We start from the raw sequence: 14124 nt of genomic DNA, 5'->3' as shown, positions 1-14124 counted from the left end.
ATTAACCCTTATGCCGAATACGTGGGTTGATCAGACCGTAGAGTAGATCAACAACGAGGTTTACGAACATAATAATGACAGCGATCATCAAAAGTCCCCCTTGCACAGAAGGGTAATCGCGTCGCGAAATAGAATCGATCAACCATTTTCCAATGCCTGGCCAAGAAAAGATTGTTTCGGTCAAAATGGCACCAGCCATCAAAACACCAACCTGCAGGCCGATTGTTGTGATCACGGGGATCATGGCATTGCGCAGAGCATGCACACCCACAACACGGGCTGCCGATAAGCCTTTGGCGCGCGCGGTGCGGACATAATCCTCATTAAGCACCTCAAGCATGGCAGAGCGTGTTTGGCGTGCAATAACCGCTAGCGGTATTGTTCCAAGCACAATCGTTGGCAAAATGAGATGGGATAGGGCAGAGCTGAACGCACCTTTTTGGCCCGATAAAAACGAGTCAACCAGCATGAATCCCGTCACATTCGGGAAATAGTAAAGCAGTGAAATACGCCCTGATACCGGTGTCCAGCCAAGTGTGCCGGAGAATAGAATGATCAGCAGCAAGCCCCACCAGAAAATCGGCATTGAATAGCCAACTAGGGCAGCGCCCATCAAGGACTGGTCGAACCATGTGCCGCGCTTAATTGCAGCGAGCATACCAATCGGCAGTCCAATCACGAGAGCGAATATAATCGCGCAAATGGATAATTCGAAGGTTGCGGGGAAAAGCGTAAAAAACTCGTCCCATACGGGCTTTTTCGTCACCAGAGACTGGCCCAAATCGCCGCTAAGAGCGGAGAAAAGATAATCGAAATATTGTACGTAGAGCGGTCTATCAAAGCCGAACTGCTCAAGCAGCTGGGCATGGCGCTCAGGAGAGACACCGCGCTCGCCGGCCATCAGTAAGACTGGGTCACCGGGCAAAATACGAACAAATGAGAAGGCGGCCAAGGTCACACCCAAAAAAGTGGGGATGAGCAAGCCGATGCGTTTTAGTAAGAAACCAAACATGAGCAGCTAATTTGAACCGCGCCTTATCTAAAAGATAAAGCGCGGTTCAATCCTATAACGAAAGGAAAGGGTGATTATTCAGCGATATCAACGTTCGTAAACGAGTGACCACCCAATGGGTCCATCACGTAGCCGCTTACTTTTGTTGACATAGGCATGAAGACCACTGAGTGCGCAATTGTCGCCCACGGTGCTTCACGTTTGAATACAACCTGTGCCTCTTCGTAGAGTTTTGTACGCTCAGCTTTGTCCGATACAATTTTCGCTTTTTGGATCAAAGCTTCAAATTCATCGTTACACCATTGCGCACGGTTCGCACCGCCAACACCATCACAGCCAAGAAGAACGGCTAGGAAGTTGTCTGGGTCACCATTGTCACCTGTCCAACCAAGAAGAACTGCGCCATCACGGTCTTTGTCTTTTGAAAGATCGAGATATTCGCCCCATTCATAAGAAACGATCTCGACTTCAACGCCAACCTTAGCAAAATCTTCTTGCATGACTTCAGCCATACGGCGTGCATTCGGGTTGTATGGACGCTGAACAGGCATAGCCCAGATTTTCATCTTCAGGTCTTTAACACCTTCAGCTTCCAACATAGCTTTTGATGCTTCAAGATCAAAGCTGTCGTCTTCGACTGCATCATTATATGACCACATGGTTGGTGGCAGTGGGTTCTTCGCAGCTTTACCAGCGCCTTGGAATACGGCGTCAAGAATTGCTTGCTTGTTGATCGCTTTGTTAAGCGCTTTGCGAACCTTTGGATTGTCAAATGGCTCTACCAAAGCGTTGTAGGCGAGGTAGCCAACGTTTAGGCCTTCTTGCTCTTCAATCTTGATGTTTTCGGCTGCTTTGAGCGCTTCAATATCCGCTGGATTTGGATATGGAGCAACATGACATTCGCCTGCGAGCAGTTTTTGCTGGCGAACAGAAGCGTCTGTTGTGATGGCAAAAACCAAATCGTCGATTGGCTGCTTGCCTGCCCAATATTCGTCATGTGAACCATAACGGATGACAGCATCTTTTTGGTAAGCAACAAAATGGAACGGCCCAGTGCCGATCGGCTGCTGGTTAAGCATATCTTTTGTATCGCTGGCTTCCAACTGGTCAGCATATTCAGCAGACAAGATCGACGCAAAATCCATTGCCAAGTTTGCAATCATAGGCGCTTCAGGACGGCTCAGGTTGAAACGAACTGTATAGTCATCAACTTTTTCAATTGATTTTACCAAATCCGGCATGGACATGCTGTTGGAGTATTCCCAAGAGATGCCAGCAGTATACTGGTTAAAAGAATGATCGCTTTGTAGCTGGCGATTGAATGAGAACAACACATCATCAGCATTGAAATCACGTGTCGGTGTGAAGAATTCTGTTGTGTGGAACTTAACACCCTGACGAAGTTTGAATGTGTAAGTCATGCCATCTTCAGAAACTTCCCAGCTTTCTGCAAGACCAGGCTGTACTTCAGAAGTACCAGGCTTGAATTCAACAAGACGGTTATAAACCGGTTTTGAAGATGCGTCGAATGTCGTGCCGGCAGTGTATGGCGCAGGGTCAAAACCCTCTGGCGAACCTTCCGAGCAATAAACCAAAGTTTTGGCTTGTGCGGCACCTGCCATAAGCATTGTCGTGGCCAAGAGCGCTGGCAACAGCAAATTTGAACGTTTCATACTATTTAATTCCTTCCAATTAAATTTCTGATCTGGTTATACTCCAGTCATGAAGAGGCTATGTAAGCACCTCATCTGTCTTATAGCAATTGTCTTTTTTTGAACTTTCACACAATTAAATTTCTATATTGCGCTTGGTATTAGGTCGTTTGTTCTGATTGTTCGCTTTTATTGAGTATATTTACCCAGATTCGTTTCTGTCTAAACTTGGCGATCAAACGATGAAAATACGTTTTGTATCGTATTTTAGACAAGTTTTCATGCTGCTTAGTGATTGCGAGGAATGCAATAATAATGAGCATTAAAGTGCATCATTGTTTCAAAGTGAATGTCGTGTTGTATAAATTGGTATATTGGTGGAGTGATGTAATGATGGTGAGAATAAAGTTTTGAAACAGATCAGTATAATTACTTCAATATTATGCGTTTTGGTAAGCGTTGCTCATGCAGGCGAGCCAATTGACTTGAAAAGCCAAATAATTGCTGATCCTAAACTTGAGAATGATGACGTGCAGAGCTGTGAAATGGCTGGTCCCGGGTTCAAATTTATCCCCGGAACCCAGACATGTATTCGTATTTCAGGCCATGTTCAGTATGAAATTAACGTCAAAAACAAGTAACGAAAATTCCGTTTAGCTTTTATCACTTAACCAAAGCTGCCGATTCTTCGTGATTTCAAAATGGCAGTTATTTCATCTAAAACTGTTGGGTCTTCAATCGTCGCAGGCATTTTCCATGTTTCGCCATCGGCAATCTTTTGAATGGTTGCGCGCAATATCTTTCCAGAGCGTGTTTTCGGCAAACGCGGCACTGTTAGTGCAATTTTAAACGCAGCAACCGGACCAATCTCGTCGCGCACCATTTTGATAACATCGGCTTCAATTTCACTTTCAGAGCGCTCAGTGCCAGTGTTGGTGATTAAAAAGCCCACAGCAGCCTGACCTTTGAGCGTGTCTGCGATACCAATGACCGCGCATTCGGCAACATCAGGATGTTTGGCAATGATCTCTTCCATCGCGCCCGTCGATAGGCGATGTCCGGCCACATTGATAATGTCATCGGTACGCGCCATGATGAACAAATACCCATCTTCATCCATATATCCGGCATCAGATGTTTTATAAAAGCCCGGAAACTCATTAAGATAAGCCTCGCGGAAACGCTGCTCTCCATTCCATAAGGATGGCATGCACCCCGGTGGCAAGGGCAGTTTCACAACGATATTACCAAGTGTTCCATGACTAACTTCATGCCCCGCATCATCCAATACGCGAATGTCATAACCCGGCATTGTGACTGTTGGAGAACCTATTTTGACGGGCAGGGCGCCTAAACCAATGGGGTTGCTTACCATTGCCCAGCCTGTTTCTGTCTGCCACCAATGGTCGATCACTGGAACGCCAAGTGCTTTTTCAGCCCATTCGATCGTATCAGAATCGGCGCGTTCACCCGCTAAGAACAAAGTGCGAAGCGACGAAATATCATAGTTCTTGATAAACTCGCCTTTTGAATCTTCCTTTTTAACTGCACGAATGGCGGTTGGGGCTGTGAACAAGGCGGCGACTTTATAATCTTGTATAACACGCCAAAAAGCACCGGCATCGGGTGTGCCGACGGGCTTGCCCTCAAACATCAATGTTGTCGCGCCATGTAGGAGCGGTGCGTAGCAAATATAAGAATGGCCAACGACCCAGCCCACATCAGAAGCTGCCCAAAAGACTTCGCCAGGTTTAATGCCGTAAACGGCATCCATTGACCATTTCATCGCAACCATGTGGCCGCCATTATCACGCACGACACCTTTGGGCTGGCCTGTGGTGCCTGATGTATAAAGAATATAAAGCGGGTCAGTCGCTGCCACTTCTTCACAAGGGATTGGCGTTTGTGCTTCGCGGTGCGCGCTCACCAATGTGCTATAATCTAAATCGCGCTCTGACGTTAGATCGCAGACATGTTCATCGCGTTGCAAATAGAGGCAGTGGTCCGGTTTATGATCGGAAATCTCAATTGCTTTATCGACAAGCGGTTTATACTCGACGATACGGTTCGGCTCGACACCGCAGGATGCGGCAACAATAATCTTGGGCTCACAATCATTGATGCGGGTTGCCAGTTCATTGGCCGCAAAGCCGCCAAAAACAACGGTGTGAATAGCGCCAAGCCGTGCCGACGCAAGCATCGCAGCAACGGCCTCTGGCACCATAGGCATATAGATGAGAACGCGGTCGCCTTTGGTGACACCCAAATCACGATATGTTGCCGCCAGCGCACGCACTTCATCGCACAATTGTGCATAGGTCCAAACTGTCTTTTTGCCGCTATAGGCACTTTCATGGATCAGTGCAGCTTGATCAGCGCGTCCATTATCAACATGACGGTCAACAGCATTGTAACAAGTGTTGCATGTCGCGCCGACATACCAGCGGCCATAAATATCCAAATCAGGATCAAACACTTTGTCGGCAGGTTTAAACCAATCAATGCCAGCGGCGGCTTGCTTCCAAAATTCGTGCGGATCTTTTTGCCACGCGCTGTAAATCTCGGCATATTTTGATGTCGCGCTCATATTACCCCTCCCAAGGCATCGTCTAAGATTGTCAGATCAGCGGTTGCGCCGCAATCCGACTAATTGCGAAAGCAGAGCATTGGCCGCATCCAAAACATTGGAGCCGGGGCCAAAGATTTCAGCCACACCAGATTCGCGCAAAAATGCGTAATCCTGCTCTGGAATAACACCGCCGCAAATGACCATGATGTCGTCGCGGCCCTTGGCTTTAAGCAGTTCAATGAGCTCAGGAATAAGCGTCATATGGCCTGCTGCCAAAGACGAAACACCAATCACATCAACGTTAGAGGCAATGGCTTTGTCGCAAATTTCTTGCGGCGTTTCGAACATGTCTGAAAGATCAACCTTAAAGCCCATATCGGCAAATGCTGTGGCAATAATTTTTGCACCGCGGTCATGCCCGTCTTGTCCCATTTTGGAGACAAGAATATGCGGTACATGGCCTTTGTCATCTGCCACATCTTTGATGCGGCTTTGGATTGCTTTATATTCGGCATCGTCCTTATAGGCATCGGCATAAATGCCAGCGATGATACGCGTTGTGGCCTTATGGCGGTCAAATGCACGTTCCATCGCATCAGAAATTTCGCCAAGTGTTGCCCGTGCGCGTGCAGCTTCAACGGCAGCTTCCAGCAAATTGCCTCTGCCAGATTTCGCAACGTCTTCTAGGTTCTGGATTGCGCTTTCCAGCGCTTTCGGATTGCGTGACTTTCTTACTTGGGCAAGGCGCTTAATTTGTGAATCGCGCACCTTGGTATTATCAATTTGCAATATGTCGATTGGTTCTTCGTCTTCTACGACATATTTATTGACGCCAACAATAACGTCTTCGCCTTGGTCCACACGCGCTTGGCGCCGTGCTGCAGCCTCTTCAATGCGCATCTTAGGCAGACCTTGCTCGACAGCTTTGGTCATGCCGCCAAGTTCTTCGACTTCTTCGATGAGTTTCCACGCTTCATCAGCAAGCTGTTTGGTCAGCGCCTCAACATAATAAGAGCCACCGAGCGGATCGACCACATCCGTCATGCGGGTTTCATGCTGTAAAATAAGCTGCGTATTGCGTGCAATACGCGCCGAGGCTTCTGTGGGCAGCGCCATCGCCTCATCAAACGAGTTGGTGTGCAGACTTTGCGTGCCGCCCAGAGTTGCGGCCATCGCCTCAATCGTTGTACGGATAATATTATTATGCGGTGATTGCTCGGTGAGCGATACGCCAGATGTTTGGCAATGCGTGCGCAGAAGCTTGGAGCGCTGATCTTGCGCGCCAAAATCAGTCATGATGCGCGACCACAGCATGCGTGCAGCACGCAGCTTTGCGACTTCCATAAAGAAATCCATACCGATGCAGAAAAAGAAGGAGAGACGGCCCGCAAAGCGGTCAACATCCAAGCCCTTATTCGTTGCTGCGCGCACATATTCCATGCCGTCGGCCAGCGTATAGGCAAGCTCTTGCGCCAAGGTCGCACCGGCTTCTTGCATGTGATAGCCGGAAATTGAAATCGAATTGAACTTTGGCATTTCATTGGCCGTATATTCAATAATATCGGCAACAATCCGCATCGATGGTTCTGGCGGATATATATATGTGTTGCGCACCATGAATTCTTTTAAAATATCATTCTGCACAGTGCCCGACAGGACGGCTTTATCAACGCCTTGTTCTTCGCCTGCAACAATGAACATCGCCAGCACCGGAATGATCGCGCCGTTCATCGTCATGGAGACAGACATTTCATCCAGCGGAATCTGGTCGAAAAGGATTTTCATGTCCTCGACAGAATCGATCGCAACGCCAGCCTTGCCAACATCACCAGAAACACGCGGATGATCTGAATCATAGCCGCGGTGCGTTGCAAGATCGAACGCAACCGACAAACCCTTTTGCCCTGCCGCTAAGTTCTTGCGGTAAAAAGCATTGGATTCTTCGGCCGTTGAAAATCCTGCATATTGACGAATGGTCCACGGGCGGCCCGCATACATGGTGGCTTTGACGCCGCGTGTGTAGGGCTCAAAACCCGGTAAGTCGCGGGCGGCCTGTTCCGGCACGTCAGACGGCAGATAAAGCGGTTTGATCGTGATGCCTTCAGGCGTTCTTTTGTTAAGCGATGTTGGGCTTTTGCCCTTCAACTCTTTTTCCGCAATTGCATTCCAATATTGATCGTCGACCTTGGTTTTATCGCTCATCCTTCGAACTCCATGATCACTTCATCAACTGCAAGACTGTCGCCAACGGCCACAGGAATTTTTGAAACCGTTCCGGCTTTTTCAGCGCGCAGAACATTTTCCATTTTCATTGCTTCAACGATGGCCAATGCTTGACCTTCTTCGATTTTGTCGCCTTCTTGAACGTTCAATTTTACGATCAAACCGGGCATAGGACAGAGTAGCAATTTGGACGTGTCCGGCGGCAGTTTTTCCAGCATTAGGGATGCAAGTTCCGCAATGCGCGGCGTGTAAATTTTGACATTCAAGTCAAGGCCTTGCACCCGCAATCTGTAGCCGCCCGTAATCGGGGTTGTCTTTATTATATAGTCCGTTGCATCAACCTTGGCTCTGACCAGTGGAATGCCGGGCGTATAATCAATGTGAACTTGGCACTTGGTGCCATCCTCAGACAAAGCAATTTCGAAATGCGTGTCGATTGCTTGTACCGCGAGCTTGATGTGCTGACCATCAATAACAGCAACATAATCATTGTCTCCGCTCGCCTTGATAGGCGTGCCAATGCGGCGCTCATCGCTCAATTTCATGGCGGCAGCAATGCTGGCTAACGCTTTTAATTCAGTGTCATTGGGTGTTACGCCTTCAAACCCATCAGGATATTCTTCTTCAATAAAGGCGGTGGTGATGTTGCCGCTCTTAAAGCGTTCATGTTTCATCACGGCGGCGCAGAACGGCAGATTGTGGCCAATGCCTTCGACTTCGAATGCGTCAAGCGCGTGAGACATGGCGGTAACGGCGGCTTCTCGGTTTTTACCCCATGTGCAAAGCTTTGCGATCATCGGATCGTAAAACATGGAAATCTCACCGCCTTCATAAACGCCCGTATCGTTGCGCACGATGGTATCTACACCAGCGGAAGAACTCAAAGGCGGGCGGTAGCGCGTCAGGCGGCCGATAGAAGGCAAAAAGTTGCGGTAAGGGTCTTCGGCGTAAAGGCGGCTTTCAATTGCCCACCCGTTAAGCTTCACGTCCTCTTGGGCAAGGGCGAGCTCTTCGCCATTGGCAACGCGGATCATCTGCTCCACCAAGTCAACGCCGGTGATAAGTTCTGTGACCGGATGCTCGACTTGCAGCCGCGTATTCATTTCGAGGAAATAGAAATTGCGATCCTTATCGACGATGAATTCCACCGTTCCAGCGCTGGCATAGCCAACAGCTTGAGCAAGCGCGACAGATTGCTCGCCCATGGCCTTGCGTGTGGCTTCATCCAAAAACGGTGAAGGCGCTTCTTCAATGACCTTTTGGTTGCGGCGCTGAATAGAACATTCGCGTTCGCCCAAATAAATACAATTGCCGTGCGTATCGGCCAAAACCTGAATTTCAATGTGGCGCGGCTGAACAACGAACTTTTCAATGAAAATGCGATCATCGCCAAATGAGGAGGCAGCCTCTGATTTTGAACGGTCAAAACCTTCACGCGCTTCAGCATCATTCCATGCGATGCGCATGCCTTTGCCGCCGCCGCCAGCAGAAGCCTTAATCATAACCGGATAACCGATTTGGCTAGCAATCTTTGCCGCGTGGTCAGCATCGTCAATCAGGCCCATATGGCCCGGAACAGTAGAAACGCCTGCTTCTTGCGCCAGTTTTTTAGAGGTGATCTTGTCACCCATGGCTTCAATCGCGTTCACAGGTGGGCCGATAAAGGCAATGTTTTCAGCTTTCAAGCGCTCGGCAAATTCAGCGCGTTCGGACAAAAAGCCATAGCCTGGATGAACAGCCTCTGCGCCCGTCTGTTTGCAGGCCTCAATAATCTTATCAATGATGAGATAGCTCTGCGATGCAGGCGCGGCACCAATATGCACGGCTTCATCCGCCATTTGCACATGCAGCGCGTTTTTATCGGCGTCTGAATAAACGGCGACAGTTTTAATGCCCATGGCTTTCGCAGTTTTGAAAACGCGGCAGGCAATTTCGCCTCTATTGGCAACGAGAATTTTGGTGAACATGTGTCGTACCCTTAGAGCGGAATATTATCGTGTTTTTTAGCGGGGCCAGTCACCTTCTTGCCTTTGAGAATTTCAAAGGCGCGGGCAACGCGGCGGCGCGTCGAATGCGGCATAATAACTTCGTCAATAAAACCGCGCTGTGCGGCTATGAACGGATTGGCAAAGCGATCTTCATATTCCTTGGTGTGCGCCGCCATTTTATCGGCATCTTTAAGGTCAGCGCGGTGAATAATTTCCGATGCACCTTTTGCGCCCATCACGGCAATTTCAGCCGTTGGCCAAGCATAGTTTATGTCCGCGCGAATATGTTTTGAGGCCATCACATCATAAGCACCGCCATAGGCTTTGCGGGTGATGACCGTGACCAGAGGCACCGTTGCCTGCGCATAGGCAAACAGCAGCTTTGCGCCATGTTTAATAATGCCGCTATGTTCTTGTCCAACACCTGGCAAAAAGCCCGGCACATCAACAAGTGTCAAAATCGGAATGTTGAACGCATCGCAAAAACGCACAAACCGCGCTGCTTTCTTAGAGCTGTTAATGTCCAGACAACCGGCCAGCACCATTGGCTGATTGGCAACTACGCCAACCGTTGAGCCGTTAATGCGAACGAACCCACACAATATATTACCAGCGTGATCTTTTTGAATCTCAAAGAACGAACCTTCGTCAGCCACTTTGCGAATAACTTCGTGCATATCATAAGGCTGGTTCGGATTTTCCGGTATCAGCGTGTCGAGGCTTGCCTCAATGCGGGTTTCACTGTCTGTGGTCGGCAAAACGGGCAGGGCGCTGTCAAATGATTGCGGCAACATATCAAACAGACGGCGCACTTCCAAAAGCGCTTCCACATCATTGTCAAAGGCACCATCGGCGACAGATGACTTCTTCGTATGTGTCGATGCGCCGCCCAGTTCTTCGGCGCTCACAATTTCATTGGTGACGGTTTTGACCACATCTGGTCCTGTAACAAACATATAGCTTGTATCTCTGACCATAAATATAAAGTCAGTCATGGCTGGGGAATAGACCGCGCCGCCTGCACATGGCCCCATGATGACCGAGATTTGCGGAATAACACCGGAGGCCTGTGCGTTGCGCCAGAACACTTCCGCATAGCCGCCAAGCGAAGCCACACCTTCTTGAATGCGCGCACCGCCAGAATCATTAAGGCCAATGATTGGCACGCGGTTTTGAACCGCAAGATCCATGACCTTACAGATTTTTTCTGCGTGGGTTTCAGATAAGGAGCCGCCGAACACTGTAAAGTCTTGGCTGAACACATAGCAGGGGCGGCCATTGATCTTGCCCCATCCCGTGATAACGCCGTCACCTGGAATTTGCTGCTCTTGCATGCCGAAGTCTGTGCAGCGATGAGACTTTAAAGTGTCGTATTCCTCAAACGAGCCTTCATCGAAAAGCACATCGAGCCGTTCGCGTGCCGTTAGCTTGCCTTTGGCGTGCTGTGCATCAATGCGCCGCTGCCCGCCGCCAAGACGCGCTTCTGCACGTTTTGCTTCCAATTGGTCTAGCGTTGTATCTGAGATCATCAGGTTGCTCCGGCTATAAAGACGCGTGTTTAGACATCAGCGCCATTTCGATTTTCACTATCAGTAAGGCAAGCTTGTCAGATTGTAAGGAGTAAATTAGTGTAAGAATATAATTTATCAAAGTTGCAACTTTCAAAAGTAAAAAAGTATAATGCGCGAACGTAAACTCTTTATCGGTCAAAACATTCGGTCTCTGCGCGACAAGCATGGGCACACACAGGCTGAAATGGCGGCAAGGCTGTCGATTTCGACAAGCTATCTCAATCAGATTGAGAACAACCAGCGCCATGTCACGGCCTCTGTGCTGCTCAGTTTGGCAGAAGTGTTCTCCATTGATATTGCATCCTTGTCAGACAATGACAGTGACCGCCTACTGGCTGATCTGCTTGAAGCGCTGGCCGACCCGCTTTTCAAAGCAGAGCAATTATCTTCGCGTGACTTGAAAACCTTTTCGCAAACATCGCCCATTGTGGCCCGTGCATTCCTTAATATGCATCAGGCTTTGCGGCGTGCTGGCGAACGGCTTGCGCAAATTGATGATTCATTGGAGCGCTCAGGCGCTTTGAGCGAATTAACGCCCTATGAAGAAGTGCGCGATTTCTTCCATTATAATGACAATTATATAGACAGTCTTGATCGGGCAGGTGAGGCGCTGGCTGAGACGCTATCCAAAATTGACCGCGATATGCATCAGGCGCTCACTCAATATTTGTTCGATCAACATCAAGTGCGTGTATATATAAGTGAGGATGTGAGCCATAACGCACCAATCCGTCGTTATGACCCCGCGCAAAAACTGCTGACATTAAGTAATGTGCAAAGCCAGTCATCGCGGATTTTTCAGATGGCGCACCAGATCGCTTTCTTTGAGCAAGCGCCAAATCTCGATCGCATTGCCCAGCAGGCCAATTTCAGGTCGCCGGAAGCCGCCGATATATGCCGCATCGGCTTGGCCAATTATTTCTCTGGCGCGACTTTATTACCGTATGAGCGCTTTGCAGGCTTTGCTGTCGATGTTCGTCACGATTTACACATTATGGCGCGTCACTTTGGTGCAAGCATAGAGCAGGTCGCGCACCGCCTCAGCACATTGCAAAGATCTGGGCGCAAAGGTGTGCCGTTTTTCTTTGCCCGCGTGGACCAAGCCGGCAATATTACAAAGCGCCATAGCGCGACCAAATTGCAGTTTGCGCGTTTTGGCTCGACATGTCCTTTGTGGAATGCCCATGCAGCCTTTGAAGCACCGGGCCGTATATTGCGGCAAAAGGCTGAAACGCCCGATGGTGTGCGCTATTTATGTCTTGCAACAGAAGTGACCAATCTGGGCGCTGGCTTTAATGTTCCTGCGCCGCGCTACGCCTTAGCACTGGGGTGCGAGATCAAACATGCCGCTCAACTGGTTTATGCAGATGGTTTGGAGGTGGGCAAAGAATCGGCCTTTGACCCCATTGGAATATCTTGCCGCATATGTCCGCGCTCAGATTGTCATCAGCGCGCCGTGCCGCCTTTGCAGCATCCGCTCAGTGTGGATTTAAACGAGCGTGTAACAATACCCTATACATTCTAACGGCTTGCTGGTGCGCTCGCGGCCTTGGAACGCGCCTGAATTATTACAGTTTGATCTTTGTTTTAGTGAATGGGCCAAAATCTTAGCGATTCTCATACAGATTCGCTCTGATTTACACGGAAGTGGCCCTTTGTTAACGTATTGTAAATCTTCGTGAACAGTTCGTTGACGAAATCGTGTCTTTTTTGCAACAAGGATAATTGAACACACCGTGAAGGCCTACTGGAACGACAAACGATATTGCTCTGCGCCAAACCATGAGTATGTTCAACATCAAGAAACGGGCAGACGTTTGTTTCTTACACATTGGGGATGGGACAAACGTCCTTGTGATATACCAGACCCGTTTTAACTAATTTGACTGGAGGTCAATTATGAACATTAAGAGCCTACTACTCGGTTCTGCAGCAGCTCTCGTAGCTGTATCAGGCGCACGTGCTGCTGACGCAGTTGTAATTCCTGAGCCAGAAGCTGTTGAATACGTACGCGTATGTGATGCAGCTGGCGCTGGTTACTTCTACATTCCTGGTGGCGAAACTTGCTTGAAAATTTCAGGTTATGTTCGTTACGAAATGAACTTCGCTAAAAAAGACGACGACGCTGCTCGCGGTGTTGATGCTCGTGGTACTAACGATGGTGCTGGCGACTGGGGTAAAAAATCTGAAGTTCGTTTGAACGTTGAAGCATGGAACGACACAGAGCTCGGCCCACTTTACTCACGTATCCGTCTTGGTTACGACAGCACTCCATCTCAGGATGGCGACAACGATGACTCTGGTCTTTCAATCGACCACGCTGTTATCCAGCTTGCAGGTCTTACAATCGGTAAGAACGCTTCTTGGTGGGACTGGGGTTTCGGTGCTGATGGCGATGGTATCGTAAACTTTGGCCCAGGCGAAGTTGGTATGGTTGCATACACAGCAAACGCTGGCGGCTTCGGCATTACGCTTGCTCTTGAAGAAGACGAAGATGGCGACTACGTACCAGACGTTCTTCTTGACGTTAACGGTTCTATCGGCGAAATCGGCTTGCATGCAGGTCTTGCATACAACGAATCTGAAGAAGCTTTGACTGCTAAAATCTATGCTTCTTACAACTTCGGTGCAGCAACACTTGGTCTTGGTTACCAGTACTCTGACGACAGCAAACTCGGTACTGAATACCTTGCTGCTTTCGAACATGTTCTTGGTGCAGACATTTCTGCAGACTTGACAGAGAAATTGGCAGCACGTGCAGGCTTCAACTACGGTCTTGATAACACTGCTGGCCTAGACGGCTACACAGTTGGCGCTGGCGTTAACTACAAAGTTGTTTCTGGCTTCGATATCGATGCTCGCGTAAACTACTCAGGCGGCGACGCTCTTGAAGACGCAAATGGCGATGGCGTATGGGGCGGTCGTGTTCGCTTCACACGTTCATTCTAATCTGACCTTTCAGATTTGAACGAAAAACCCGGCAGGCAACTGCCGGGTTTTTTGTGTGTTGTACTTTAGAAAAGTGAAAAGCTGAATTTACTCGGTAGAGAATGCATCGCAGCCGCAATCAAAGCCCTAATGAAACAATAGAGCGTGATAAGTCGCTTAG

Annotated in this window: 9 protein-coding genes; 3 read left to right on the top strand and 6 right to left on the bottom strand. The window is 48.9% G+C overall.

From position 1 onward, the window contains the following. Window position 1 precedes the first annotated feature (1 nt). Both N530_RS0106130 and N530_RS0106125 read right to left on the bottom strand, forming a co-directional pair. Window positions 2–1012, bottom strand: coding sequence for an ABC transporter permease subunit (locus N530_RS0106130; protein WP_026479977.1), 1011 nt, complete (start codon window positions 1010–1012; stop codon window positions 2–4). 74 nt (window positions 1013–1086) lie between these two features. Further along, window positions 1087–2685: an ABC transporter substrate-binding protein gene (locus N530_RS0106125; RefSeq protein WP_026479976.1), complete on the bottom strand. Its 1599-nt coding sequence runs from the start codon at window positions 2683–2685 to the stop codon at window positions 1087–1089. Window positions 2686–3194: 509 nt separating this feature from the next. Between N530_RS0106125 and N530_RS19480 the strand changes: the two genes are divergently transcribed. Then, the gene (locus N530_RS19480) at window positions 3195–3305 is read left to right on the top strand and encodes a porin (RefSeq protein ID WP_371179697.1); all 111 of its coding nucleotides are present in this window, start codon (window positions 3195–3197) and stop codon (window positions 3303–3305) included. Between the two features lie 26 nt (window positions 3306–3331). Here N530_RS19480 and N530_RS0106110 read toward each other — a convergent pair whose 3' ends face one another. Genes N530_RS0106110 through N530_RS0106095 form a run of 4 tightly spaced genes read right to left on the bottom strand, consistent with a single transcriptional unit; the run spans window position 3332 to window position 10973 of the window. After that, entirely contained in the window at window positions 3332–5251 is a 1920-nt protein-coding gene (locus N530_RS0106110; RefSeq protein ID WP_026479974.1) for a propionyl-CoA synthetase, read from the bottom strand. Between the two features lie 36 nt (window positions 5252–5287). After that, on the bottom strand, window positions 5288–7435 hold the full coding sequence (scpA, locus tag N530_RS0106105) for a methylmalonyl-CoA mutase (protein ID WP_026479973.1): 2148 nt from the start codon (window positions 7433–7435) through the stop codon (window positions 5288–5290). Then, the gene (locus tag N530_RS0106100; protein ID WP_026479972.1) at window positions 7432–9423 is read right to left on the bottom strand and encodes an acetyl/propionyl/methylcrotonyl-CoA carboxylase subunit alpha; all 1992 of its coding nucleotides are present in this window, start codon (window positions 9421–9423) and stop codon (window positions 7432–7434) included. The genes scpA and N530_RS0106100 overlap by 4 nt, the downstream gene beginning before the upstream one ends. A gap of 11 nt (window positions 9424–9434) precedes the next feature. Then, window positions 9435–10973, bottom strand: coding sequence for an acyl-CoA carboxylase subunit beta (locus N530_RS0106095; protein ID WP_026479971.1), 1539 nt, complete (start codon window positions 10971–10973; stop codon window positions 9435–9437). A 151-nt stretch (window positions 10974–11124) separates the two neighbouring features. Here N530_RS0106095 and N530_RS0106090 point away from each other — a divergent pair, with 151 nt between their 5' ends. Together N530_RS0106090 and N530_RS0106085 are read left to right on the top strand one after the other, a co-directional pair. Further along, a complete protein-coding gene (locus tag N530_RS0106090; RefSeq protein WP_026479970.1) occupies window positions 11125–12540 on the top strand; it encodes a short-chain fatty acyl-CoA regulator family protein in 1416 nt (471 codons plus the stop codon). Between the two features lie 374 nt (window positions 12541–12914). Beyond that, on the top strand, window positions 12915–13964 hold the full coding sequence (locus N530_RS0106085; RefSeq protein WP_026479969.1) for a porin: 1050 nt from the start codon (window positions 12915–12917) through the stop codon (window positions 13962–13964). Window positions 13965–14124 lie beyond the last annotated feature (160 nt).

It is taken from the genome of Ahrensia sp. 13_GOM-1096m (assembly GCF_000620605.1).
Classification (GTDB): Bacteria; Pseudomonadota; Alphaproteobacteria; order Rhizobiales; family Rhizobiaceae; genus Ahrensia; species Ahrensia kielensis.
This window is presented reverse-complemented; position numbering and strand designations above follow the sequence as displayed.